Below are 26,049 nucleotides of genomic sequence, written 5' to 3'. Positions count from 1 at the left end.
GACCCCTTTGAGTCTTTGAGTGAGCCGTCAGCGCTCGGCCAGAACCGGTGTCGGTCGCGGCGAATTCAGTCCGGTTTGCTTGCGGATGCCGTTATCGAGCACGGCGGCCGGTGCGATGCGCTTGAGCAACGCGAGTTGTCGGGCGTGGCGACCGGCGGGGTAGCGCAGCTTGATCCGTTTGTCGGTGGCCGCGGCGTACGTGGCGTCAGCCACAACGGCGGGCAACTCGGCGTTGCGAATCTTGTTTGCCACCACTGCGCGCACGGCGGCGCGATTGTCGGCGTAGGCCGCCTGCGGTGTGTCGGCCTCCCACATGTTCGACTCGAAATCTGTTCGGGTGTAACTGGGTTCGACCAGCAGCGCGCGTACGCCGTACTCGCGAAGTTCGTGATCCAGCGATTCGGTGTAACCCTCCACGGCATGCTTTGACGCGGCGTAGAGGGCCGCATACGGCGCGGGGAGGAAGCCGAGCACCGAGCTGATGTTGATGATTCGCCCGCTGCCGCGTCGGCGCATGTGTGGCAGCACCTCATTGGTGAGGCGGATGAGGCCGAAGAAGTTGGTGTCGAACAAGGAACGGGCCTGGTCGATCGAGCTCTCTTCGGCGGCCCCGGCGATTCCCAGGCCGGCGTTGTTGACCAGCACGTCGATGTGTCCGGTTCTGTCGATGACTTCCGACACCACCGAGCGAACCGCGGTGTCGTCGGTGACGTCCAGCGCCAAGGTCTCGACACCGGGAATCGGAGCCAAGCGCTGCGGTGCGCGCGAGGTGCCGACCACGCGGAATCCCGCGCTGGCCAGTCGCACTGCAATGGCCGCGCCGATGCCAGAGGACACTCCGGTGATCAGTGCGACGGGCGGTGTGGATGTCATCGGGGTCCTCTCCCTGGTTTATACCGATGGGTCTACCTGACATTAGTAGACCAATCGGTATACTGCAACCGATGGGTGTGTTAGCGACCAGCGGACCCGAGGAAGGGCGAGACGATGACCGCGCGTGAGCGTCTGATCGAAAGCGCCATCGAGCTGCTGCGCCGTAACGGGGTTGCGGGGACTGGCCTGGCCGACCTACTCGAACACAGCGGCACCGCGCGCCGGTCGGTCTACGTGAACTTTCCCGGCGGCAAGTCAGAGCTGATGACCGAGGCCACCCGGACGGCGGGCCGGCTCATGGATTCCACTCTGGCCAGCATCGCCGCCGGCGGCGATCAGCCGTTGGTGGCGTTCGCGGACTCGTGGAAGCAGACCCTGCGCGCCAGCGACTACGCGGCCGGATGCCCGATCGTGGCCGCCGCGCTCGGGCGCACGGAGTCGCCGTCGGCCGCGGATGCAGCCGGTGAGGTATTCGGCGCTTGGCAGACGGTGCTTGCCGGACGCTTCCGGGCCCAGGGCGTGGGGGACGACACGGCCGAATCGCTGGCCACCACCGTCGTGGCCGCGGTCGAGGGTGCCGTGATTCTCTGCCTGGCCGCACGCTCCACCGACCCACTGGACCGGACCGTGCCGATGTTGCAACAGCTGATCGCTCAGCACACCTCGCGACCATCGGGGTAGGCAGTGAATCTGCCCCTGTCGCAGCCGTTTCGCTGCCCACGGAATAATTGGTCGGCGCGCAATGTCTCATCGGTGACGCGACGCAGACAGATAGGGGTAGTGCGATGAAGTTCGGGATCTCCACCTTCGTCAACGACGACAGCATCGATCCGGTGTCACTGGCGCGTGCGATCGAAGAGCGCGGGTTTTCGTCGCTGGTGATCGCGGAGCACACCCACATCCCGGCCAGCCGCGAAACACCGTATCCGGGCGGCGGCGAGCTGCCAGGGGTTTATTACCGCACCCTTGACCCGTTCGTCACACTGGCCGCCGCCGCGGCGGTGACGTCCAAGATCGAACTGTTCACCGGGATTGCGTTGCTCATCCAGCGTGACCCGATCACCACGGCCAAGGAAGCCGCAAGCATTGATTTGATTTCGGGTGGCCGATTCGTCTTCGGGGTGGGCGCCGGCTGGAACATCGAAGAACTACGCGACCACGGCACCGACCCAAAGACGCGCGGTGCGTTGCTGGACGAACGCATCGAGGCCATCAAGGCGCTTTGGACCGACGAACCGGCCGAATATCACGGCAAGTACGTGGACTTTCCCCCGTCCTACAGCCGGCCCAAGCCGGTGCGGCAGCCTCATCCGCCCATCTACATCGGCGGTAACTCCGATGCCACGGTGAAACGCGTCGTTCGCCATGACGCTGGCTGGATCTCCAACCCGCTTCCGGTGCACCAGCTCACCCAGCGGGTGGACCAACTACGCAGCGCCGCCGGTCACGAAGTCCCGCTGGCGATGTTCGGAACACCGAACAAGCCCGACTATTGGCGCGCCGCCCAAGACCTGGGCTTTGGCCAGCTGGCGCTGCTGCTGCCCACCTGCCCGCGGGAGGAGTCCCTGCGGCTGCTCGACGAATACGCTGCCCTGGTGGCTCAATACCACCAGTAGAGGTCCCGGGAGGGCCCAGTTTCTTGCGCGAGCCTCTTGCGCGAGTCTCTTGCGCGAGCAGACGCAAAATCGCGCCGCGGTTCGCGGCTCAGTGCGATTTTGCGTCTGCTCGCGGGGGCCGACTTAGAGTCGGCTCCAGGCCTCGCTGAGCACCCCGCGCAGGATCTGCTCCATCTTGTCGAACTCCTGCTGGCCACTGATCAGCGGCGGAGCCAGCTGCACCACTGGGTCCCCACGGTCGTCGGCGCGGCAGTAAAGCCCGGCTTCCAGCAGTGCGGAGGACAGGAAGCCGCGCAGCAGCCGCTCACTTTCCTCATCGCTGAAGGTCGCCTTGGTGTCCTTGTCCTTGACCAGCTCGATGCCGTAGAAGAATCCCTCGCCGCGGACATCGCCGACGATCGGCAGGTCGAGCAGCTTCTCCAGCGTGGTGCGGAACGCGGGCGCGTTCTGCTTGACGTGGTCGTTGAGGCCTTCCCGCTCGAAGATGTCCAGGTTGGCCAGCGCCACCGCGGAGGACACCGGGTGCCCACCGAACGTGTAGCCATGCGCAAACGTCGTCTTGCCGTCGTTGAACGGCTCGAACAGTCGGTCGCTGGCGACCATCGCGCCGATCGGCGAGTACCCGGAGGTCATGCCCTTGGCGCAGGTGATGATGTCGGGGACATAGCCAAAGTCGTTGCACGCGAACATCGATCCGATGCGACCGAAGGCGCAGATCACCTCGTCGGAGACCAGCAGCACGTCGTACTCGTCGCAGATTTCGCGGACCCGTTCGAAGTACCCGGGCGGCGGCGGGAAGCAACCGCCCGCGTTCTGCACCGGCTCGAGGAAGACGGCCGCGACCGTGTCGGGCCCCTCGAACTCAATCGCCTCGGCGATTCGGTTGGCCGCCCACAGGCCGAACTCCTTCGAGTCGTCTGCATACGGTGCGGGGGCGCGGTAGAAGTTGGTGTTCGGAATCCGCACGCCGCCGGGGGTGAGCGGCTCGAACGGCGCCTTGAACGCCGGCAACCCGGTGATGGCCAGCGCGCCATGCGGTGTGCCGTGGTACGCGGTGGATCGCGAAATTGCCTTGTACTTACCGGGTTTGCCGGTTTCCTTGAAGTACTGCTTGGCCAGTTTCCACGCGGACTCGACGGCCTCGCCGCCGCCGGTGGTGAAAAACACCCGGTTGAGATCGCCGGGTGCATAGTGCGCGACGCGCTCGGCGAGCTCTATCGCGGTCGGGGTGGCGTAGGACCACAGCGGGAAGAAGGCCAGCGTTTCGGCTTGCTTGGCGGCGGCCTCCGCGAGTTCGGTGCGGCCGTGGCCGGCCTGCACGACGAACAGCCCCGACAGTCCATCGAGGTAGCTGTTGCCGCGGTCGTCCCAGATTGTGACGCCCTCACCGCGGGTGATGATGGGCGGCGTGATCCCGGCGCCGTGACGGGCGAAATGCCCCCACAGGTGGCGGTTGGCCTTGGCGGACAGTTCAGTCATTTGACTCCCCAATTGTATTGCTGTTTAATGAGTTTCAGGTAAACGAGTGTCTCGGTCGAGAGAACTCCGGGCAGCGCTCTGATTTCCAGATTCAGCAGATCGAGCAGATCGCCGTCGTCTTTGCAGACCAGCTCGGCGATCACATCGAATGTTCCCGCGGTCAGTACGACATAGTCGATCGCGGGAATAGCCGCCAATTGCTGCGCGAGTTTGGTGGTGTCGCCGGTGGCGCGGATGCCGATCAGCGCCTGGCGGGCGAATCCGAGTTGGATCGGGTCGGTGACGGCCACGATCTGCATTACTTCGGTCTCGATCAATCGCTGCACGCGCTGGCGGACCGCGGCCTCCGAGAGCCCGACCGTCTTGGCGATCGCCGAGTAGGAACGCCGACCGTCTTCCTGCAGCTCCTTGATGATCGCCTTGGAGAGGTCATCGAGCTGCGTGGCCGCGCCCAGGCCAGTCGGGCGCAGCTGTTCCGGTTGATTGCCAACCGGTGCGCCAGAACTAGTCATGGCAGACAGTATGCACGAAATCAGTGGAATATGTATAGCTTAACCACTGAAATCGATGTGAAATCCGATAAAAAGTGCGAAATGCGTAGCGGAACCGCACGTGGTCAGATATCTTATCGCCATGACAACGACTGTGTCGGTGGCCGGAAGTTGGATTAACGGTGCAGCTCACAGCACGGGCGGGCGCCAACATGCGGTAATCAACCCCGCGACTCAGGAAACCATCGCCGAGCTGGCCCTGGCCACACCGGCCGACGTCGACCGCGCTGTCGTAGCGGCGCGACGTGCCCTGCCCCAATGGGCCGGCGTGACGCCGGCCGAACGCTCCGCCGTGCTGGCCAAGCTTGCGGACTTACTCGAGCAGCGCGCACCCGAACTGATCGCCGAAGAGGTGTGCCAGACCGGCAAGCCACTACGGCTGGCCGAGGAATTTGACGTGCCCGGCAGCGTCGACAACATCCGGTTCTTCGCCGGCGCCGCGCGGCGTTTGCCGGGTCAGGCCACCGCCGAATACTCCGCCGATCACACCTCGAGCATCCGCCGTGAGGCGATCGGCGTGGTGGCCACCATCACGCCGTGGAATTACCCGCTGCAGATGGCGGTGTGGAAGGTGATGCCGGCGTTGGCGGCCGGGTGCACCGTCGTCATCAAGCCGAGCGAACTCACCCCGCTCACCACGCTGACCCTGGCGCGGCTGGCCGCCGAGGCCGGTCTGCCCGATGGCGTGCTGAACGTCGTGACGGGACTGGGCGCCGACGTGGGGGCGGCACTGGCCGCTCACCCCGGCGTCGACCTGGTCACCTTCACCGGGTCCACCGCGGTGGGGCGCAAGGTGATGGCCGCCGCTGCCATGCACGGCCGCCGCACCCAGCTCGAGCTCGGAGGCAAGGCCCCGTTTGTCGTGTTCGACGACGCTGACCTGGATGCCGCGATACAAGGAGCGGTGGCCGGCGCGCTGATCAACTCGGGGCAGGACTGCACAGCGGCGACCCGTGCCATTGTCGCGCGCGAGCTGTACCACGACTTCGTGGCCGGGGTGGCCGACGTGATGTCGACGGTCGTGATCGGCGACCCCATGGACCCCGACACCGACATCGGGCCGCTCATCTCGCTCGCCCATCGTGACCGGGTGGCCGACATCTTGGCCAAAGCTCCGGCGCAGGGAGCCCGCATCGTGGTGGGTGGCCGGATTCCGGATTTGGCCGGTGCCTTTTATCTGCCGACGCTGCTGGCCGACGTCGGCGAACAGTCACAGGCCTACCGCGAAGAGATCTTCGGCCCGGTACTCACGGTGCGTGCGCACGACGGCGACGACGACGCGCTGCGACAGGCAAACGACACCGACTACGGGTTGGCCGCATCGGCATGGACCCGCGATGTCTACCGGGCGCAACGGGCCTCGCGAGAGATCTCGGCGGGCTGCGTATGGATCAATGACCACATTCCGATCGTCAGCGAGATGCCGCACGGCGGCGTGGCAGCGTCCGGGTTCGGAAAAGACATGTCCGAGTACTCGTTCGAGGAGTACCTCACCATCAAACATGTCATGAGCGACATCACTGGTGTCGCCGAAAAGCCTTGGCATCGAACAATCTTTTCCACGCGAATCTAGTTCTTGCGATCGCCCGACGGTTTACCGGACCGGGGCGATCCGACCAGCCCGATTCAGCTCGACACGGAGAGTGGGGATTGATGAATCGTGCCCGCCGCGGGTGGCAAGCGCGGATGTGATGCCGCAGAACCGATCTAAGCAATGCATCCCACGTGCCCGGTGAACGCCGAGCATGCCGAATCTGCCCGATACCGCGGGCTGGTCAGAAAGGTCTGGATACAGCGTGGCTAATGTCGAAGCGCCAGTTACATACTCAGTGGCGGTGGTTTCACAGTGACGACGACACCGATGCGCATCTTGTTGGTCGGCGCTGGCGGCGTGGGCTCGGCATTCTGCGCGATTGCCGCGCGCCGCAGCTTCTTCGAACATGTGGTGGTCTGTGACTACGACGAGGCGCGGGCCAGCCGTGCCGCGCAGGCGGTGGCCGATGCGCGGTTCTGCTCAGCCGCTCTTGATGCCGGATCTGCGGACGCGGTAGCCGCCGCGGTGCGCCGTCATCAGATCACCCACGTAGTCAATGCGGTCGACCCGCGATTCGTGATGCCGATCTTCGAAGGGGCGCTGGCCGCCGGGGCCGACTACCTGGACATGGCGATGAGCCTGTCTGAGCGCCATCCCGAACAGCCCTACCAGCTGACCGGGGTCAAGCTCGGTGACGAGCAGTTCGCCGCCGACGACCAATGGCGGGCCGCGGATCGGCTCGCGCTGGTGGGAATGGGAGTCGAGCCGGGGCTTTCCGATGTGTTTGCCCGCTACGCCGCCGATCACCTATTCACCGACATCGACGAACTGGGGACCCGCGACGGCGCGAACCTGACCGTGGACGGGTATGACTTTGCGCCGTCGTTCTCGATCTGGACCACCATCGAAGAATGCCTGAACCCGCCGGTGATCTGGGAGCACGATCGTGGCTGGTTTGTTACCGAACCCTTCAGCGAACCAGAGGTTTTCGACTTCCCAGACGGGATCGGACCGGTGGAATGCGTCAACGTGGAGCACGAGGAAGTGCTGCTGATGCCCCGCTGGGTCAAAGCCAAGCGCGCCACCTTCAAATACGGTCTGGGTACCGAGTTCATCGAAGTGCTCAAGACGCTGCGCAAGCTGGGGCTGGATCGCACCGAGAAGATCACCGTCGGCGGCGTGCAAGTCAGCCCGCGCGATGTGGTCGCCGCCTGCCTGCCCGATCCCGCCACGCTGGGGCCGAAGATGCACGGCAAGACATGCGCGGGGTTGTGGGTGACCGGAACCGGCAAGGACGGCAACCCGCGCTCGACCTATCTGTATCACGTCGTCGACAACCAATGGTCGATGAACGAGTACGGACACCAGTGTGTGGTCTGGCAAACCGCGATCAACCCCGTTGTGGCGCTGGAACTGTTGGCCAGTGGCACCTGGAGCGGCAGGGGAGTGCTGGGTCCGGAAGCGTTCGACGCGGTGCCCTTCCTCGAGCTGCTGAGTGCCTACGGGGCGCCGTGGGGCCTTCAGGAGGTACCTGCCAGGAGTTGATCGCCAAGCCGCGACCGCCGGCGACTCGCCGGTCGGCATGGTGACGCGCCCAGATCCGGTTTCGAGTTGCCACATCCTCGATAGTGGGGCACCTTGACGCTGACAAGAAGACCAGTCATCAACCGATCGAAGGAGATTGTGTGAGCCAGGGTGAGGCCACGAGCGTCGCGGTGGAAGGCAAGGGTCTCAAAGGTGGCGCCGTGGGGCTGCTATCCAGTGTTGTTATCGGTACGGCCTCCACGGCACCCGCCTACAGTCTGGCGGCGACGTTGGGACTCATCGTGGCAAGCCGCGGCGAGTTGCTTTGCGGCGTCAAGGCGCCGGCGATCGTGCTGCTCTCGTTCATCCCGATGTACATGATCGCCGTCGCCTACCAGGAGCTCAACAAGGCCGAACCCGATTGCGGGACGACCTTCACCTGGGCATCGCGGGCCTTCGGGCCGGTTACCGGGTGGCTCGGGGGCTGGGGCATCATCGCCGCCGACGTGATCGTGATGGCCAACTTGGCGCAAATCGCCGGTGCGTATTCCTTTACGTTCGTCGGCGAGCTTGGCTGGCAGTCGGCGAGCAACCTGGCGCACAGCACGTTGTGGTCCACGGTCGCGGGCGTCGCCTGGATCGTGGTGATGACCTACATCTGCTATCGAGGCACCGACGTCTCTGCGCGGATGCAGTACGTGTTGCTATCGGTGGAACTCGTTGTGCTGGTCGCTCTGGCGGCCGTCGCGCTGGCCAGGGTCTACACCAATCATGGCGATGTGGGCTCGTTGCGGCCCTCGTTGTCCTGGTTGTGGCCCAGCGGTTTGGACTTTGGCACCCAAATGGCGCCGGCGTTGCTCATCACCATCTTCATCTACTGGGCAGGGCTCCGGCGTTGTTGATTAGCAGGCTTGTGAGCTGGGTTGATGATCTTTGGTGCCGCGCTATTGGGGCCGGAGTGTAGGCACGGGCTATCTGGAGAACGATCGAGTTGGTTACTGTTCGTCGTTGGTCTGGAGTTGCCCGTGCCTACCGTTTCAGTATTGCCTGTGTCGTCGGTTCCAGAGGTGTTCGACCGCTGGAGTCCTGGTGAGCGTAGCGAGCTCATCGGATCGGAGTTTCTCGGTGTGTTGGCCTCGGTGCTAGACCCGAGGGACCCACGCGGTCGGAGGTATTCGCTGATGGCTTTGTTGGCGATCGCGGTTCTGGCCACTGCCGCGGGGATGCGCGGCTATGCTGGTTTTGCCACATGGGCGGCCACCGCTCCCGATGATGTGTTGGCCTAATTAGGGGTCCGGTTCCGGCGGCCCAGTGAGAAGACCTTCCGCGCTGTTTTGTCTCGGCTAGACCCCGCCGACCTCAACGCCAGGATGGGCAGTTACTTCACTGCACACGTGGCCAGCAGCGACCCCAGTGGATTGGTGCCGATCGCGTTGGACGGCAAGATGCTGCGTGGTGCTTTACGCGCCAAAGCGACAGCCACGCATCTCGTGTCGGTGTTCGCCCACCGTGCCCGATTGGTGCTCGGTCAACTCGCTGTCGCCGAGAAAAGCAATGAAATTCCCTGCGTACGTGCCCTGCTCACGCTGCTGCCGGGTAGCTTGCGGTGGCTGGTCACCGTGGATGCGATGCATACCCAGGTCGTCACCGCGAAGTTGATCTGCGCCACCTTGAAGTCGCACTACCTGATGATCGTCAAGTCCAACCAAGCCAAAATACTTGCGCGTATCACCGCGCTGCCCTGGGCCGAGGTGCCCGCAGCCGCTACCGACGACTCCCGCGGCCACGGCCGTGTCGAGACCCGCACCCTGCAAATCATCACCGCTGCACGAGGAATCGGCTTCTCCTACGCAAAACAAATCATCCGGATCACTCGTGAACGCTTGATCACCGCCACCGACCAGCGCAGCGTGGAGGTGGTCTATGCCATCTGCAGCCTGCCGTTCGAGCACGCCCGCCCTACCGCGATCATGACCTGGATGCGTCAACACTGGGGAATCGAGAACAGCCTGCACTGGATACGCGACGTCACCTTCGACGAAGACCGTCAAAGGGCACATACCGGAAACGGCGCACAGGTCCTAGCAACGCTACGCAACACCGCGATCAATCTGCACCGCCTCAACGGCGCCGACAACATCGCCGAAGCCTGCCGGATCACCGCTTTGACCGCCAACCGCCGCCTAGACCTCCTCAATCCACAATTCCCCAGCTCACAAGCCTGCTAATCAACAACGCCGGAGCCCTGATCTACTGGGGCTTTGACACCGCGGTGGCATGTAACGAGGAGACCGATGACCCCGGCCGCACCCCCGGGCGTGCGGCGGTGATCTCAACCTTTCTGCTGCTGGCCACCTATGCGGTGGTCACGGTGGCGAGTATCGCCTCCGCCGGTGTCGGCGTCGACGGCATCGGACTGGGAAATCCGGACAATTCCAACGATGTCTTCGCCGCGGTCGGGCCGGCCTTGTTCGGCGACGGCGTCCTCGGCAAGATCGGGCTGCTGTTGCTCTCGGCGTCGATCCTGACCTCCGCGTCGGCCTCGACGCAGACCACAGTCCTGCCCACGGCGCGCACCACGCTGTCGATGGCGGTGTACAAGGCACTGCCCGCGTCGTTCGCCAAAATCCACCCTCGCTACCTCACGCCCACCGTGTCGACGATCGCGATGGGAGCGGTGTCGATCTTGTTCTATGTGCTGTTCACGCTGGTCAGCCGCAACCTGCTGAGCGCACTGATCGGTTCGGTTGGGTTGGTGATCGCGTTCTACTACGGGCTCACCGGATATGCCTGCGCGCACTATTACCGTGCGACGCTGACCAAGTCGCTGCGCAACTTCGTCAAGCGCGGCGTCGTGCTGCTGACCGGCGGGGTGGTGTTGACGGTGGTCTTCATCTTCGGCCTGATCGAGTACGCGAAGCGGGACTGGCTCGTCGAGAACGGCCACAATGTCACGATCTTCGGGTTCGGCGCGGTGGCGGTGGTCGGGGTGGGGTCCATGCTGCTCGGCGTGGTGGTGATGTTGATCTGGTGGGCGATCTCGCCCGGCTTCTTCCGCGGCCGTACGCTGCGGCGCCACAGTGCCGATCTGCTCCTCGAGCCGGCCGTGTCCCCGCCCGCGCATCTGGCCCTGCCCGACTCGGGAGACATGCAGACGGTGATTGCGGCAGACCTGTCGAACTTGCCGGCGGGCGAAACCGCGGTCAATCCGCAGACCGGCCAGCACTTGACCAAGGACACCAGCGGGGCGTCTTAGGCGTCTTAGGTCTAATTCAACCGGTGTTGCCCGGTTGGGAACCTAGCGTCGAACCGAAGAAGTCGCGCAACGCATCCCAGTGGCGGCGGGCCGCATCGGCGTCGTAGCCGGGGTTGTCCGCAACGGCGAATCCGTGTTCGGCGGCATAGGTTTCGATCGTGTGGTCCACTCCGGCCGCGGTCAGGGCCCTGCGCAGGGTTGCGGCCTGCTGCGGAGGGAACAGTTCATCGTTGTCTGCCGCGGCGACATACACTTTCGCGCGCATCCGGCTGGCCAGCAGGTGCGGACTGTTGGGACTGTCGGCAGCCAATTGACTTCCGTGGAATGACGCGACTGCCGCGACACGATCCGGACATCGTCCGGCGACGATCATTGAGACCCGTCCGCCTCTGCAGTATCCGCATACACCAAACCTGTTGTCGCGCACCTCTGCTCGCGTACTCAGGTAGTCGAAGTAGGCATCGGCATCACTGGCCATCATGTCGGGGATCAAACTGTCTCCCAATGCCATCATCCGTGCCTGCTCGCCTGGATCGGTGAATGCCGACGGCAACGAGAATGGGGCGTAGCCACGATGGCGGTAGTACATGTCGGGTAGCAACACCGCATAGCCGAAACCGGACAGGGTCGCCGCCATCTCCTGAAAGGTCGGCCGGAATCCGCCGACATCGGGATACATGACGACGCCCGGCACCGGTTCGCAGGTATCAGGTACGAACAGGCTCACCGGACAGCTGTCGTCGGGGGTGGACACGGTGTCTTGCACATGGCGCACAATGACGTTCTACACGCTCGCGCCACCCGGCGGGCGTCGGGAACGTCAATTTGCCGAGCCGCCGGCCCGCCGAACAACTCGGCGGCGAAGCCTCGCTGGGGCGCGAGGCGAGGCGATTTGTTGGTTGGCTCCGGGCCCGCGATTGCGCGGTCGTGCGGCGTTGCTTCAGCTCAATTCATCGTGATGAGTTTCGGTGAGACCATTTGTCACATCGGCCGCCTGTGACCAAATCTTTTCGAAGCCTTGACCATTCAGGTCGCGCGTACTTACGCACCGTCTGCCATGTCGCCCCTAACATCGTCGAAACAACAATGACAATTTGGTCATCTCAAAGGGTGATAAACGCGATGTGGGCAGTTGTTAGGTCTGTTCTAGTGGTGATCGGGATCGCTGCGGCAGTGGTCGCAGGGCCAGGTGACGTACGTCTGGCGGGGATCAACCGGTCGCAGGGCTATTTATCGATTGCATCACTTCGACCCACGCGGGGCGAGGTGGTGGGTGTTGCGCACCCCGTGGTGGTGACGTTCAGCGGGCCGGTCGCCGACCGGCATGCGGCCGAGCGCGCCATCGCGGTGAAGTCGGCGCCCGCGATGACCGGTAGGTACCAGTGGCTCGACAACAACGTTGTGCAGTGGGTTCCCGATCAATTCTGGCCGGCGCACAGCACCGTGGCCCTCTCGGTGGGCGGCGTATCCTCGCAGTTCAAGACGGGTCCGGAGGTCCTCGGTGTTGCCGACATCGCAAATCACACCTTCACCGTGACTATCGATGGGGTCGACGCGGAACCGCCGCCTCGGTTACCCGCCCCGCACCACCGTCCCCATTGGGGTGAAGATGGGGTGCTTCCCGCCTCGATGGGTAGATCGGAGTATCCGACGCCGGTCGGCACCTACACCGTCTTGTCGAAAGACCGTTCGGTGATCATGGATTCGAGCAGCGTCGGAATACCCGTGGATGCTCCTGACGGTTATCGGCTCACGGTGGACTACGCCGTTCGCATCACCGGTCGCGGCCTGTATGTGCATTCCGCTCCGTGGGCGACACAAGCAATGGGGGTGGAGAACATCAGCCATGGCTGCATCAGCCTGAGCCCCGCCGACGCCGAGTGGTACTTCAACACGGTCAACGTCGGCGACCCGGTGATTGTGAAGGAAGGGGTTCCCTCGCAAGTCAAGTCGGCCGATCCCATCCCCGCCCGCACCATCAAGTCGGCCGATCCCATCCCCACCCGCGCTGTTGAGGGACTGCCGGGCCAGCCCGAAGAGCCAGCACCGCCCAGCAACTGATCAGGGGTTGCAGCAGGGCGCAACCGGTTGGGTGGCCCCGGCTAACGTCGCGCCAGTGACCACCGTGGGTGCCGGTGGGGCAGCGGCCGGTGCCGGCGGGGGACCAGGTAGGACGACTGGGTCAGCCGTCAGCGCCGGGTCGATGGCGGTGGGCTCGCCTTTGCCCCCGGCCTGAAGCAGTAGTGGCGCGGCGGCCGGTCCCGGAGCCGCTACCGGCACCGGAGCGCCAACCGCCACCGGCACTGGTACTGGTACTGGCGCGCCGGCTGGCAGTGGTACCGGGGCGCCCGCGGGCACCGGTGCCGGGATCGGTACCGGGCCGGCGGCGGGCACCGGCAGCAATGGGCCGCCCGCGACGGGCACCGCCCCCGCTACCGGGGGGCCGGGCAGGATCGGCGCCATCACTGGCGCCGCACCCGCCGCGGGTGCTCCAACCCCCGCCATCTGTTCCACACAACTGGGGCCGCCCGTTCGTAACGGCGTCGCCGCCGCGCTGGGGCTGAACGCAAAGGCGGCCCCGCACAACCCGGCACTGGCAACCACAGCGATGTTGATTCGATCAAACTTTCTCAACGACAACTCTTCTCATGATCGCGCTCAGAAGGTATCTCCGCGAACGAACGGTGCGGCGGAACTGTATCGCCGTCCGGAGATCTTTCCTAGACGAGCGGCCGATTTAGTTGCCGAACCGATGCGCGGCGGGGACGTCGTAACCGTGTCCTCTCCAAAACGATTTGCTACGGATGAGATTGGGTATCGATGAGCGCCGTCGATCACAAGAGCATTTCGAACCAAACATGTTCGGTGACAGTCCTCTTGGCGGCAGCGGCACGCACTCTTGATGGCCGTGCACCGGCACGCAGTTGGTGCCTGCCGCTATGCTGGGGCGCCGGCGAGTTCGCGAGCGGAGCCTCAGGGTGCGTGAATCCTGAGCTGTCTTCCCGGATCGGGCTAACATTTCGGCTGATAGCTGATAGTTTTTGTGAAGTCGCGATCCGATGACTGTCGGGTTTTGGTAGTTGGAGTTGGAGTACGTTCATGCCGCACGTGACCACTTCGCCGAACCTGCTGGCCGCCACGGCCGGGGATTTGGCCGCGATCGCTTCGACGATGCGCCAAGCCAGTGCGGCTGCCGCGGCCCCGACGGCGGCCGTGCAGCCCGCGGGCGGCGACATCGTCTCGGCAGGAATCGCGTCGTTGTTCGGCGCGCACGCCTACAACTACCAGGTTCTCAGTGCCAAAGCAGCGGAGTTTCACGACCGGTTTGTCGAGATCCTGCAAACGAGCGCGCAAGCGTACGGCTCCACCGAGGCCACCAACGCCTCGCCGCTGGAGAAGGCGATCGGCGTGTTCACCGCGCCGGCAGAGGGGCAGGCCGGGGGACCCGGAACGGGAAACGGCGCCATCGGCGGCGGTCTGCATGGCGGTGCCGGCGGATTTGGCGATGTCGGTCAACCCACCGCTAACGCCGCACCGGTCGGACCCGCCGGCGCTACGGCCGCGGCCGGAACCGGAGGCAGTCCCGCCCAGGCCACGGTGCACTCCGGACCTGCGGCCGGCAACGGAGATGCTGCGTCGGTGGGCACCGGCGTACAACACGGCGGTGCCGGAGGTGGTAGCGGAGACGGCATGGCTAGCTCGCACGTCAGCGACGGCGGCGCGGCCAGGGCCGGCGGGGCGGCTAACTCGGCCGGCGGTACCGACGCGGCCGCCAGCTAGAGCGGAGCAGGCGGCGGTGGTTCGGCGGGCCAAGGTGTTGCCAGCACCGGTGGTGACCACGGTGCCGGTGCGACCAGCTCGGCCAGCGGCCACAGTCCTGGTCATGGCGTCGGGCTCGGCTCCGGCCTTGGCAGGTCATTGGATGGATATGGCACGGCCGCCTTGGCAGGCGGGCCGTTGGGGGCCGTGGGCAGCGGTGCCCCTGGAGCCGTCGGCGGTGTGGGCGAACTGTTGGCGCCGACGGCAACATCGGCGCTGCCGACAGCGGCCTCCGCGACGGCCGAACCTTCCTTGGCGATGTCGACCAAAGCTCAACTGGTGCATGCAACCAACCCGCTGCAGCCGGTCAACCCGGCCCACTCGGACAGTTCGGCGAACCAAGGCGGTCCGGCGCGGCGGACCGGGGTTGAGCGCGACGGGCCGACCTTGTTCCTTCCGCTGACGAGCCTTCGTGGATTGCGCCGGCATTCAAAGAAGCGCTCAGGGCTTCGGGCCCAGAGCGGACGGTTGCGCGACTCCGGTGACGCGGTGAGCAGCCCGCGGTGGGAGCCTGACGACCTGTTGCGCGCTCTGGGTCTACGCCCGCCTGGACACCAGTAGGTGTCGCATCTAGCTGCGTAGTGCCGCGGGTGATTGCCGTGCACCGGCGTCGGTCGGGCGCGGCAGGGCTGGTGCCTATCACGGGATCAAGAGACCGGTGAAATCGCTCAAATATTGACGTGGCATCCGGTCGCGTGGGGATGGCGGCCGGCCTCGATGAGCAACCGGGTGCGCAGCAGCGGCCCCGGTGCTAGCGCAGAGCGCCGGGCGTGGGGGCTGAATCACCAGTGTCCGCTGACGCGGCCGACCCCCACGCCCGACGGGCTCATCACAGGATGTAGAGCATCTCCTGGTAGGTGGGAAGCGGCCACAAGTCATTGGCCACAACGCTTTCCAACGTGTCAGCGGCGCAGCGCACCGCGTCCATCGCGGGCAGCAGCGCCTCCTGGGCATGCTTGGCCTCGCTGAGCGCCGAATCCGCCGAGTGCTCGGACAACGCCATCTTCAGTGACGCCAGTGCCGCGGACAGATCCGACAGCGGAGCCGAAATCGCTTCCAGCGCGACCATGCTCGGTTCAACGCCAGCGGCCTTTAGAGCGGCGACGTTCTGGGCGAGTTCGGTCTGGTAGCGCATCGCCGCCGGCAGGATAACCGTCGTCCCCATCTCCAACGTCAGCCTCGCCTCGACCGCGATGGTCAGCGCGTACTGCTCCAAACGGACCTCGTAGCGGCTGTGCAGCTCGCGTTCATTGAAGACGTCGTACTTGTGGAAAAGGTCGATCGACTCCGGCTTGATCAACTCGGGAATGGCGTCCAGCGTGGTCTTGAGGTTCGGCAAGCCTCGTTCGGCCGCCTCGACCTGCCAGTTCTCCGAATAGCCGTCACCGTTGAACACCACCGCACCGTGTTCGGTGATGATCTCGGTGAGCAGCTTCTGCACCGCGGCGTCGAAGTCCTCCCCGTCCTCCACGGCCTTCTCCAAGACCGTGGCCATGTAGTCGAACGAGTCGGCCATGATCGTGTTGAGGATGGTCATCGGTACCGCAACCGTCTGGCCCGAGCCGGGTGCGCGGAATTCGAACCGGTTGCCGGTGAACGCAAATGGGCTGGTGCGGTTGCGGTCGCCGGGATCGGTGGGTAGCGGCGGCAGGGTGTCGACCCCAATAATCATGGTGCCCTTGCCCTTTGACGAAGTGGCCGCACCTTTGGCGATCTGCTCGAACACATCGGCAAGCTGCTCACCAAGGAAGATCGAGATGATCGCCGGTGGCGCCTCGTTGGCCCCCAACCGGTGGTCGTTGGTGGCCGATGCAACTGAGACCCGAAGCAGCCCAGCATATTTGTGCACGGCACGGATCACCGCGGCGCAGAACACCAGGAACTGCGCATTTTCGTGTGGCGTATCGCCGGGAACCAGCAGTGAGCCGAGCTCGGCATTGCCGACCGAGAAGTTGACGTGCTTACCCGAACCGTTGACCCCCGCGAATGGCTTCTCGTGGAACAGGCATTCCATGCCGTGCTTTTTGGCCAGCGTCTTGAAGACCGTCATCAGCAGCTGCTGGTGGTCAGAAGCGATGTTGGCCCGTTCGAACATCGGCGCCACCTCGAACTGGCCCGGGGCGACCTCGTTGTGGCGGGTCTTGGCGGGAATGCCCAGTTTGAACAGCTCCCGCTCGGTGTCCATCATGAAGCCCAGTACCCGCTCGGGGACTGCGCCGAAGTAGTGGTCGTCGAACTCCTGGCCCTTGGGTGGCTTGGCGCCGAAGACGGTGCGACCGGCGTTGACCAGGTCGGGCCGCGCCACGAAGAAGTGCCTGTCGACCAGGAAGTACTCCTGTTCTGGACCGCAGAACGAGACGACCTTGTTGAGTTCCTTGTGGCCGAACAGTTTCAGAATGCGCTCGGCATGGATGCCCATGGCCTGCTGGCTGCGCAGCAGCGGCGTCTTGTAGTCGAGGGCATCCCCGGTCATCGAGACGAAAATCGTGGGAATGCACAGGGTGTTGCCGTTCGGGTTTTCCAGAACATAGGCCGGGCTGGTGACGTCCCAGCCGGTGTAGCCGCGCGCCTCGAACGTGCTGCGCAACCCGCCGGACGGGAAACTCGACGCGTCGGGCTCACCCTGGATCAGCGTCTTGCCCGCGAACTCGGCCATCGTCTGTCCGTCGGCGGTGGGTTCCAAGAAGCTGTCGTGCTTTTCGGCGGTCAACCCCGTCATCGGGTAGAAGACGTGAGCGTAGTGGGTGGCGCCCTTCTCCAGCGCCCAGTCCTTCATCGCCACCGCGACCGCGTCGGCGACCGCAGGGTCGAGCCTGGCGCCTTTGTCGATGGTGGCGAGGACCGACTTGAACACCGCTTTTGGCAGCCGTGCCTGCATCTCCGCTTTGGTGAAGACGTTGGAGCCGAAGATCTCGCCCGGGGCCTCGCCCGCGACGAAACTGACGGCTGGGGGGACATATGCCTCGACGTTGTTGATCGCCTGCAGGCGAACTGCGTTTCCGCTCAACTGAGCTCCTACCAGTAAGGGGGTCCGCGACGTCCTGCACCGCGGAAGGCGGACCGCCTCACCATAGGAAGCATCGATGCCAAACTTGTTACGCCGGTGTCAACGATGTGTCCGCAACGGTTGCGAACGTGAGACACCGACCGGGGCGTGCTGGCCCGGAACCCAAGAACCCCGGGCCGGCACGGGTGCCGGATCGCATGGCGCGGGTAAACCGGATAAACAGCGAAGCCGGTAGCGCCGATTGCGGCGGGCCGGCACCGAACACGGGAATCTACTCGACGATTCCGCCGCCTCGACCGGCCCACCGCACCAAGACTGTCTCCCGGCGCCACTTGTCGACCAGGCCCGCGCTGCCGATGACGACGGCGAGCACGCCCGATCAACGATGGGCGCGGGACCTAGATTTCCCCAGTGAGGTAACGCTGCAGGTTCGGCGCGATGGCTCGCGCGATGTCCTCTGCCGGCATCGAGGCGAACGGCTCGATCTGCAAGATGTAGCGAGCCATGACGACGCCCAGCAATTGCGACGCGACTAGCTGGGCACGGATCATGCCCGTTCCCGCTGGATTGTCGACCAGCGACGCCATCTCGGCGGTGACGACTTCTTGCAGGAATGAGCGTGCCAAGTCCACATCGCCGCCGCCGAACAGGGAGCGCAGCGAGGCGATCAACCCCGTGCCGAGTTCGGAATCCCACATCGGCAGCAGCATGGACGGCAGCGCGAATCCGAGTTCAGCGGTTGGGGTGTTCTGCATGCGTTTCAGCACGAGCTTTGGGTCGATGGGAAGGTGGATCGCGGCGGCGAACAGCTGCTGCTTGGTGCCGAAGTAGTGATGCACGAGCGCCGCATCGACATCTGCCGCCGCGGCCACCGCCCGTATCGATGTTCGGTCGATACCGTTGCTCGCAAACAGTTCGCGAGCACTGGCGAGAATGCGCTGCCGAGTGTCGGAGCTGTTGCCACGGGGCGACCGGGCCGGCGGCGCCGCTCGTTGGCGGGCGCGTTACCACCCCTGGTGTTGTCGACGTTGCGTGGCTTGTTGTGGGCCGATACATCTCGCGCGCCAAGCAGTTCCCCAGAACTACGAAGCCTTCTGGCTTGGGCCGGGTGCGTGGTTGTCGGCTGCATGCTCGCCGTCGTGGTGCTGTGAAGAACGGTACGTGCGCCTCGGAACGGGGCTTTGTCTATCACGGCTTCTTCCTTTCTGGGAAGCGCTTCTTGACCGCGTCACTTGCACGGGCAAACGCCATCGTTTGTTGCGCGCAGATTTGCCGCGGCGGTAGTAGCGGTTGTGTTGTGGTGTGCACGTCGGCATGCGTCATTGCGCTGACGTGTTTCCGCTGTCCGGCGGCTGGCGTGAATGAATGAAACTCGAGTTGCCGCGACGCGGATGGGAGCGAGCCGTAGCGGGGCAGGTTGACGTCGCCGACCTGGCACCTGTGGATCCGGCTGCCTGGAACCGTGTTGGGTTCGCATGTCAGCACTATCGGGTTCCGACCTTTACAAATCCTTACCGTCGCCCGGTCGGTCGGCGTCAATCGCCGATGATCACCGGGGCAACCCGCGTTAAGCGGTGCAATTTCTCGCGTGCGGTGTTTGAATAGTCGGGCATTTCCCCAGGTTGTGGGATTTCCAACCAGCCGCCGGTGATCTTGGGCGTCACTGTTGAACCGCAGGGCGCAAAGGGCCGCTGGGGTTACGGCGCGCCGCTTATCCGGGTGAGCAGGGCTCCGGCGTTGTTGATTAGCAGGCTTGTGAGCTGGGTTGATGATCTTTGGTGCCGCGCTATTGGGGCCGGAGTGTAGGCACGGGCTATCTGGAGAACGATCGAGTTGGTTACTGTTCGTCGTTGGTCTGGAGTTGCCCGTGCCTACCGTTTCAGTATTGCCTGTGTCGTCGGTTCCAGAGGTGTTCGACCGCTGGAGTCCTGGTGAGCGCAGCGAGCTCATCGGATCGGAGTTTCTCGATGTGTTGGCCTCGGTGCCAGACCCGAGGGACCCACGCGGTCGGAGGTATTCGCTGATGGCTTTGTTGGCGATCGCGGTTCTGGCCACTGCCGCGGGGATGCGCGGCTATGCTGGTTTTGCCACATGGGCGGCCACCGCTCCCGATGATGTGTTGGCCTAATTAGGGGTCCGGTTCCGGCGGCCCAGTGAGAAGACCTTCCGCGCTGTTTTGTCTCGGCTAGACCCCGCCGACCTCAACGCCAGGATGGGCAGTTACTTCACTGCACACGTGGCCAGCAGCGACCCCAGTGGATTGGTGCCGATCGCGTTGGACGGCAAGATGCTGCGTGGTGCTTTACGCGCCAAAGCGACAGCCACGCATCTCGTGTCGGTGTTCGCCCACCGTGCCCGATTGGTGCTCGGTCAACTCGCTGTCGCCGAGAAAAGCAATGAAATTCCCTGCGTACGTGCCCTGCTCACGCTGCTGCCGGGCAGCTTGCGGTGGCTGGTCACCGTGGATGCGATGCATACCCAGGTCGTCACCGCGAAGTTGATCTGCGCCACCTTGAAGTCGCACTACCTGATGATCGTCAAGTCCAACCAAGCCAAAATACTTGCGCGTATCACCGCGCTGCCCTGGGCCGAGGTGCCCACAGCCGCTACCGACGACTCCCGCGGCCACGGCCGTGTCGAGACCCGCACCCTGCAAATCATCACCGCTGCACGAGGAATCGGCTTCCCCTACGCAAAACAAATCATCCGGATCACTCGTGAACGCTTGATCACCGCCACCGACCAGCGCAGCGTGGAGGTGGTCTATGCCATCTGCAGCCTGCCGTTCGAGCACGCCCGCCCTACCGCGATCATGACCTGGATGCGTCAACACTGGGGAATCGAGAACAGCCTGCACTGGATACGCGACGTCACCTTCGACGAAGACCGTCAAAGGGCACATACCGGAAACGGCGCACAGGTCCTAGCAACGCTACGCAACACCGCGATCAATCTGCACCGCCTCAACGGCGCCGACAACATCACCGAAGCCTGCCGGATCACCGCTTTGACCGCCAACCGCCGCCTAGACCTCCTCAATCCACAATTCCCCAGCTCACAAGCCTGCTAATCAACAACGCCGGAGCCCTGCTCAGTTCGGTGGGTTGGGTATCGGCAACGACGGCCTCAACAATGTTGGTGCTTTCAATGTGGGTAGCAACAACTCTGGTCTGCCGTTGCCGGGATTGGGGTTGTTGGGTCTGGCTAACCACGGGACCTTCAACCAGGGTTTCTTCAACACTGGTAACCACAACCTTGGGGCTTTCCTCAACGGCGACAACCTGGTTGGGATCGGCCCCCTGCACTTCGACAGATAGATGCGGCTGGGCACAGCCGTGCTGGGCTATCTCGATGATCGACGATGCTCGGCGCATCACGCTCATCGCCGTTGCGGCCTAGGACACCCTGTCGGCTCCGGAGGCGGTTTCGAACATCAACTGGTGTTCGGCAATACGAATCCGGTCACCTTCGGTTAGCGCGGTGCTGGTATGAACACGCCGACCAGAAACGGAAACGCCGTTCAGTGACCGCAAATCCACGATGACGAAGCTGGACCCGGTGTCAACGATCGCGGCGTGGTGACGGCTGACCTTGCCACCGGAAAGAACGATGTCATTGTCCGGGCTGCGCCCGATCCGGGTGGTGGTCGCGACCAACGGATACCGACGTTCGTTCGCGTCGCGTAGCGAGGGGCCGTGGGTGGCGTCCGGAATGGCCGGCATGTGGACCGACAGGGTGCTGATGGTTTCATCGGCGTTCGACTGGGCGGTCTTGCAGACGTCGAGTGGCCGCTGACGCAGGATTCGTCCATATAGCGCGCGCACCGTAGGAGCGGGGTCGACACCGAGGTCGTCTGCCAGCCTGTCCCGCAGTCGACGATAGGCATCCAGCGCATCGGATTGGCGTTCGGCCAGATAGTAAGCGGTGATCAGCTGCACCCAAAGCGGTTCCCGGTAGGGGTGGTCGGTGGTGAGTCCTTCCAGCTCGCCAATTACCGACTGGGCGCGGCCGCAACTAATTTCAACTTCCGCGCGAGCGATTTGTGTGACCAGTTTTTCCTCGGCCAGTCCGGTGGCGAAGGCGTCGACGAAGGTGAAGTCGCGTAGGTCGTCGAGCACGGGACCGCGCCACTGGGCAAGCGCGGCCGAGAAGTGGTCGCTAGCCTGTTCAAAGCCCGAAGCCGCGGCGGCCCGTACCCCGGCGTTCTTTTCGGTCACGAAACGGCCGAGGTCGTAGTCGCCGTCGGCAACCGTGAGTCGATATCCCGGCGGCATGTTTGCCAGCAGTTCCCGGGTCTCGATGCCGGCGCCGGCCATCAGGCGACGCAGCTTTGACACATACGCGTACAGCGTTTCTCGTGCCCCCGCCGGAGCCCCCTGTTCCCACGCCGCCTCGATCAACGCATCGATTGCGACGGGGCGGTTGCGATTGATCAGCAACGCGGCCAGCACCGCCCGTTGCTTGGGGGTGCCCAACGGCACGGCTACGCCATCGATCGTCATCTCCAATGGCCCGAGGGCACCGAAACTCAACACGATCTTTCCGCCATCAACCCTGTCGCCCGCCTAGGGGAGCAGCACCGTTCACGACTCCCTATTCTGGGTGAGACGCGAGCCGTTGGCGGTGGGATTACCGAATCGTGCTCGTGAGCCGTTCCGCCTGGGCCGGTGGGCGCCGACTGGCCAGGCCCGAAGATCCGTCCGGATCCGCCCGGATCGAGTGGGCCGTCGTCGCAGTGCTTCAAGGTCGGAGACACCCAAACGTTGACAGTGTAATAGTGACAGTGTCAGTATCGACGGATGGCCGAGCGGGCGTCGTGGACGCTGGACGAGCTGGTGCGACGGGTTGCCGCCGGGCTGGCCGATCCCGCCTACCCGGGAGCGCCCAACGGCCGGGTTCGCCAGCTTCCCGATCGACGCTCGGTGCGGTGGTACACGACTACCGGGCTCGTCGACCGGCCGGTCATGCAGGGGCGCACCGCGTTGTATGGCCCGCGGCACCTGCTGCAGGTCATTGCGGTCAAACGTCGCCAGGCTGAGGGCCGTTCGTTGGCCGACATTCAAGCCGAGCTGGCCGGAGCGACCAACGAAACGTTGAGCAGGGTGGCCGCCGTTCCCGACGAACTGGTCACGGCCGAGGCGCGGGCATCGGCCGAGGTCCACCCGAGCCGCCGCAGCCGCTTCTGGGCCGATCGGCCGGTCACCGTCGAACCGGCGACCGACGGTGGCGGTGCTGACACTGTCACGTCGCTTGCGGCGGTAAGCCTGCCTGGCGGGGTGACGCTGTTGCTGCCCGCCGAGGGCCAAGGCCGCCCCTGTGACGACGACCTGCACGCGATCCGTGCGGCCGCCCGGCCATTGCTGCAACTGTTGGCCGACCGCGGCTTGCTGTCGGGCCTGCTATCCCAGGATGAGATGAACGGAGCCCATCATGACCGTGCGCATCACGCCGACGACTGAGGCCGATACGACCGGCCCCGTCGCCGCCGACGGCCAGCCTGGCCCGGGCGCGCTGAGCACCGACCGGGGCAGCCTGCCACTCGAACGCGTCGATGTTGGGGTCGATATCACCGGACTCACCAGCCGAGTCGAGCTGAGGCAAGACTTCGTCAACGCTTTCGACGTAGCCCTGGAAGCCAGCTATGTGTTCCCGCTGCCAGATCGTGCGGCGGTCACCCGCATGCGGGTGAGCGTCGACGGGCGCGATGTTGAAGCCGAGTTGCGCGAGCGTGAGGCTGCTCGCCGCGCGTATGACGAGGCCATCGCATCGGGACGATCGGCCCGGATCCTCGAGGAGGACCGGCCGGACGTGTTCACCATCCGGGTCGGCAATATCGTGCCCGGTCAACGGGTCACCGTCGCGCTCACCATCATCAACCCGCTGACCTACGAGGATGGTGAGGCGACATTCCGCTTCCCATTGGTGGTCGCACCCCGCTACATCCCGGGTGAACCGCTGGCTGATATTGCTGTCGGCGACGGCTACGCCGACGACACTGACGCGGTCCCCGACGCATCTCGGATCACCCCGCCGATGCTGGTGGCAGGATTTGCGCACTCGGTTCCGGTGACCATCGACGTCGGGATCGACCCCGCCGGTTTCAACCTGTCGCAGGTGCGATCAAACATGCCCGCGGTGACCGGTGCCGACGGGCGCATACAGGTGACACCCGGTGCACCGGCCAACCGGGATTTCGTCTTGCGGCTGGACTGCGACGCCCAGGAACTCGCCAGCTCGCTGGTGCTGGTTCCCGATGCCGAGGGCGACGAGGGCACCTACCAGCTGACGGTGCTGCCGCCGGCCGGTGCCGCAACACCGCGCCCACGGCACCTGGTGCTGGTGCTGGACCGCTCCCGCAGCATGGCCGGGTGGAAGATGACCGCCGCCCGCCGCGCCGCATCCCGCATCGTGGACGCGCTCACCAGCGACGACCGGTTCGCGGTGCTGACCTTCGATGACGGCATCGAGTATCCGGTCGGTCTGCCCGCGGGGTTGACCGAGGCCAGTGACCGGCATCGCTATCGCGCGGTCGAGCACCTCGCTCGCGTCGAAGCGCGCGGCGACACCGAAATGCTCGCGCCGTTGCGGCGGGCGCTGGCCCTGTTGGGCCGGGAGCAGGTGGCCGACACCGATGATGCGGTGCTCATCCTGATCTCCGACGGGCAGGTCGGCAACGAGGACCAGCTACTGCAAGAGCTGTCCGGCGATCTGGGGCGGGTACGGCTGCACACGATCGGTGTCGATGAGGCTGTCAACGCCGGATTCCTGCGCCGCCTGGCCGGTGTCGGTGGGGGACGCTGCGTGCTGGTGGACAACGAGGACCGCCTCGACGAGGCCCTGCCCGGCGTCATCCAGCGCTGCGCCCGGACGCCGCTGGCGACCGGGCTGGAAGTACGTGCCGCGGGGTTCACGGCTATCGAGGACACCATGAGCCCGGCTCGGTTGCCCGACCTGTTGCCCGGGGTGCCGCTGGTGGTGTCCGGACGGTATCGGGGGAGTGCGCCCGGTTCGCTGACCGTGCGCGGCGCCACCGAGGCGGGCGCGGACTGGTCGATCACCGTGGCCGCGGAGCGCTGCGCGGTCCCAGCCGTGACGGCGCAATGGGCGCGGGCCCACCTGCGCGACCTCGAGGACGGCTACGCCGCGGCGCCAGCGGATACCCGAGACGACGTGGCGACGCGGATCGTCGACACGTCGCTGCGCTTCGGTGTCTTGTGCAGGTTCACCGCCTATGTCGCCAGTGAACTTCGGGACGGCCGCGTGGTAGCCGAGGGCGCCCTGCACCACCGGGTGATCCAGCCCGTCGCGGTGCCGGCCCACCACGACCCGCCGCGAGTCAGGGGCGCGTCGCAGAATGCGGTATCGACCCGGCGGGCGGAAGGATCCGCCCGCGGCGACTCGGAAGCCAAGCGATCGAAAGCGCGAACGGTCAAGCTACGCAACGTAGTTGCGGTGGCGCTGGTCAGTGCGCTGCTGGTTGGCACCGGCTGGATCTGGTCGCTTAGCGGTGACGGCTTGTCCACCGCGACGCGTGATCAAAGCACCGGCATAGTGGGCGGCAAGCCTCCCGAAATCGCGGATTCAATCGGGATTCCGGAGACCAAGGGCAGCCTCGGCGGCACCGAGAACACGGTCGCGTTGCCGGAAGCGCCGCCGCCACCAAGGACCCCGGCGGACGGAACCTACAAACGGGACATCATCACCAACGGATCGCTGCAGATGGTCGTCGCAGCGCCCGCCCAAGCCGCCGACCAGCTCGCCGCCGCGGTCTCCGACGCCGGCGGCAGGGGCGACTCGCGCTCGGAACGCTCCGGGGCCTCCTCGCCCACGGTCAGCCTCGTCGTGCGCATCCCCGCCGACAAGCTCGACGGCGTTCTGGCCGACGCGAAGAATCTCGGTGAAGTGGAATCGATGTCGATCGGCCACACCGACGTCACGTCCCAACGCGTCGACCTCGACGCCCGCATCGAGGCTCTGCAAACATCGGTGAATCGCCTGCGCGAGCTGATGGGCCGGGCCGGCAGTGTTGCCGACCTACTCGCCGCGGAGTCGTCGCTGACCGAGCGTCAGGCCGAGCTGGACTCGCTGCGTGCCCAGCGCACCACACTCGGTGACGAAATCTCCTGTGCAACAATCAATGTCACTCTCTCGTCCAAACCGACGGTGGCGCCCGGTGGTTTCCTCGGAGCCCTCGAACGCGGATGGCAGTCATTGATCGCGACTGTCGATGGCCTGGTGTTGACTATTGGATTTCTGCTGCCGTGGATCCCGGTACTAGGCGTGCTGGTGCTGGCGGTCGTTTGGGTGTTGCGCCGCAAGATCTTTTCGCGTGCCTCCGGAGTCGGCCACGGCACCGACGCAGACTTGGAGACGGAGTCGTAGCGCCAACT

17 protein-coding genes and 6 pseudogenes are annotated in these 26,049 nt (G+C 65.0%); 13 read left to right on the top strand and 10 right to left on the bottom strand.

The genetic code is table 11. The features are described 5' to 3' along the window. Positions 1–27 precede the first annotated feature (27 nt). Positions 28–873 carry an oxidoreductase gene (locus tag CKW46_RS20520; protein WP_015356398.1) on the bottom strand — a complete coding sequence of 282 codons (846 nt, stop codon included), beginning with the start codon at positions 871–873 and terminating at the stop codon, positions 28–30. A gap of 114 nt (positions 874–987) precedes the next feature. Here CKW46_RS20520 and CKW46_RS20515 point away from each other — a divergent pair, with 114 nt between their 5' ends. Beyond that, a complete protein-coding gene (locus CKW46_RS20515; RefSeq protein WP_012395188.1) occupies positions 988–1,554 on the top strand; it encodes a TetR/AcrR family transcriptional regulator in 567 nt (188 codons plus the stop codon). Between the two features lie 104 nt (positions 1,555–1,658). After that, on the top strand, positions 1,659–2,489 hold the full coding sequence (locus CKW46_RS20510) for an LLM class F420-dependent oxidoreductase (RefSeq protein WP_240275207.1): 831 nt from the start codon (positions 1,659–1,661) through the stop codon (positions 2,487–2,489). A gap of 123 nt (positions 2,490–2,612) precedes the next feature. Here the strand turns inward: CKW46_RS20510 and CKW46_RS20505 are convergent, their stop codons facing one another. After that, entirely contained in the window at positions 2,613–3,968 is a 1,356-nt protein-coding gene (locus CKW46_RS20505; protein ID WP_012395186.1) for an aspartate aminotransferase family protein, read from the bottom strand. Beyond that, positions 3,965–4,480: an Lrp/AsnC family transcriptional regulator gene (locus CKW46_RS20500; protein ID WP_117436361.1), complete on the bottom strand. Its 516-nt coding sequence runs from the start codon at positions 4,478–4,480 to the stop codon at positions 3,965–3,967. Before CKW46_RS20500 ends, CKW46_RS20505 begins: the two co-directional genes overlap by 4 nt. Positions 4,481–4,601: 121 nt before the next feature. Between CKW46_RS20500 and CKW46_RS20495 the strand changes: the two genes are divergently transcribed. The 5 genes and pseudogenes from CKW46_RS20495 to CKW46_RS20475 all read left to right on the top strand — a co-directional run. Beyond that, positions 4,602–6,092: a gamma-aminobutyraldehyde dehydrogenase gene (locus tag CKW46_RS20495; RefSeq protein WP_482052328.1), complete on the top strand. Its 1,491-nt coding sequence runs from the start codon at positions 4,602–4,604 to the stop codon at positions 6,090–6,092. A gap of 288 nt (positions 6,093–6,380) precedes the next feature. After that, positions 6,381–7,598, top strand: coding sequence for a saccharopine dehydrogenase family protein (locus CKW46_RS20490; protein ID WP_036450180.1), 1,218 nt, complete (start codon positions 6,381–6,383; stop codon positions 7,596–7,598). 140 nt (positions 7,599–7,738) lie between these two features. Then, positions 7,739–8,458 (top strand): annotated as a pseudogene (locus CKW46_RS20485) (amino acid permease); the annotation flags it as partial. 144 nt (positions 8,459–8,602) lie between these two features. Then, positions 8,603–9,805 (top strand): annotated as a pseudogene (locus CKW46_RS20480) (ISAs1-like element IS2404/ISMul1 family transposase). A 20-nt stretch (positions 9,806–9,825) separates the two neighbouring features. Next, positions 9,826–10,833, top strand: a pseudogene (locus CKW46_RS20475) (APC family permease); the annotation flags it as partial. Positions 10,834–10,849: 16 nt separating this feature from the next. Here the strand turns inward: CKW46_RS20475 and CKW46_RS20470 are convergent. Continuing rightward, positions 10,850–11,608, bottom strand: a complete 759-nt coding sequence (locus CKW46_RS20470) for a dienelactone hydrolase family protein (protein WP_482052327.1) — start codon at positions 11,606–11,608, stop codon at positions 10,850–10,852. A 347-nt stretch (positions 11,609–11,955) separates the two neighbouring features. Between CKW46_RS20470 and CKW46_RS20465 the strand changes: the two are divergent. Beyond that, positions 11,956–12,762: pseudogene (locus CKW46_RS20465) on the top strand (L,D-transpeptidase); the annotation flags it as partial. A gap of 132 nt (positions 12,763–12,894) precedes the next feature. Here CKW46_RS20465 and CKW46_RS20460 read toward each other — a convergent pair. After that, positions 12,895–13,467: a hypothetical protein gene (locus CKW46_RS20460; RefSeq protein WP_482052326.1), complete on the bottom strand. Its 573-nt coding sequence runs from the start codon at positions 13,465–13,467 to the stop codon at positions 12,895–12,897. A 465-nt stretch (positions 13,468–13,932) separates the two neighbouring features. Here CKW46_RS20460 and CKW46_RS20455 point away from each other — a divergent pair, with 465 nt between their 5' ends. Both CKW46_RS20455 and CKW46_RS20450 read left to right on the top strand, forming a co-directional pair. After that, on the top strand, positions 13,933–14,613 hold the full coding sequence (locus CKW46_RS20455) for a PE family protein (RefSeq protein ID WP_499018164.1): 681 nt from the start codon (positions 13,933–13,935) through the stop codon (positions 14,611–14,613). A gap of 186 nt (positions 14,614–14,799) precedes the next feature. After that, the gene (locus tag CKW46_RS20450) at positions 14,800–15,213 is read left to right on the top strand and encodes a hypothetical protein (protein ID WP_240274693.1); all 414 of its coding nucleotides are present in this window, start codon (positions 14,800–14,802) and stop codon (positions 15,211–15,213) included. A 268-nt stretch (positions 15,214–15,481) separates the two neighbouring features. Here CKW46_RS20450 and CKW46_RS20445 read toward each other — a convergent pair whose 3' ends face one another. From CKW46_RS20445 to CKW46_RS20435, 3 genes and pseudogenes are all read right to left on the bottom strand, one after another. Continuing rightward, the gene (locus CKW46_RS20445; RefSeq protein ID WP_015356389.1) at positions 15,482–17,659 is read right to left on the bottom strand and encodes a glutamine synthetase III family protein; all 2,178 of its coding nucleotides are present in this window, start codon (positions 17,657–17,659) and stop codon (positions 15,482–15,484) included. A 398-nt stretch (positions 17,660–18,057) separates the two neighbouring features. Beyond that, positions 18,058–18,788: pseudogene (locus tag CKW46_RS20440) on the bottom strand (TetR/AcrR family transcriptional regulator). A 406-nt stretch (positions 18,789–19,194) separates the two neighbouring features. After that, entirely contained in the window at positions 19,195–19,323 is a 129-nt protein-coding gene (locus CKW46_RS20435; protein ID WP_020725846.1) for a hypothetical protein, read from the bottom strand. A gap of 203 nt (positions 19,324–19,526) precedes the next feature. Here CKW46_RS20435 and CKW46_RS20430 point away from each other — a divergent pair. Continuing rightward, positions 19,527–20,729, top strand: a pseudogene (locus tag CKW46_RS20430) (ISAs1-like element IS2404/ISMul1 family transposase). Here CKW46_RS20430 and CKW46_RS20425 read toward each other — a convergent pair. Further along, positions 20,695–21,042, bottom strand: coding sequence for a hypothetical protein (locus CKW46_RS20425; RefSeq protein WP_252872730.1), 348 nt, complete (start codon positions 21,040–21,042; stop codon positions 20,695–20,697). The pseudogene CKW46_RS20430 and the gene CKW46_RS20425 overlap by 35 nt on opposite strands. Positions 21,043–21,054: 12 nt before the next feature. Then, positions 21,055–22,194, bottom strand: coding sequence for a BTAD domain-containing putative transcriptional regulator (locus tag CKW46_RS20420; protein ID WP_117438158.1), 1,140 nt, complete (start codon positions 22,192–22,194; stop codon positions 21,055–21,057). Between the two features lie 264 nt (positions 22,195–22,458). Here CKW46_RS20420 and CKW46_RS20415 point away from each other — a divergent pair, with 264 nt between their 5' ends. Next, on the top strand, positions 22,459–23,118 hold the full coding sequence (locus CKW46_RS20415; protein WP_015356386.1) for a MerR family transcriptional regulator: 660 nt from the start codon (positions 22,459–22,461) through the stop codon (positions 23,116–23,118). After that, a complete protein-coding gene (locus tag CKW46_RS20410) occupies positions 23,090–26,041 on the top strand; it encodes a DUF4349 domain-containing protein (RefSeq protein ID WP_482052324.1) in 2,952 nt (983 codons plus the stop codon). Before CKW46_RS20415 ends, CKW46_RS20410 begins: the two co-directional genes overlap by 29 nt. Positions 26,042–26,049 lie beyond the last annotated feature (8 nt).

Source organism: Mycobacterium liflandii (assembly GCF_022354805.1).
GTDB classification, from domain to species: Bacteria; Actinomycetota; Actinomycetes; order Mycobacteriales; family Mycobacteriaceae; genus Mycobacterium; species Mycobacterium marinum.
The sequence above is the reverse complement of the archived record's forward strand: the minus strand, read 5'-3'. Positions and strand labels throughout refer to the sequence as shown.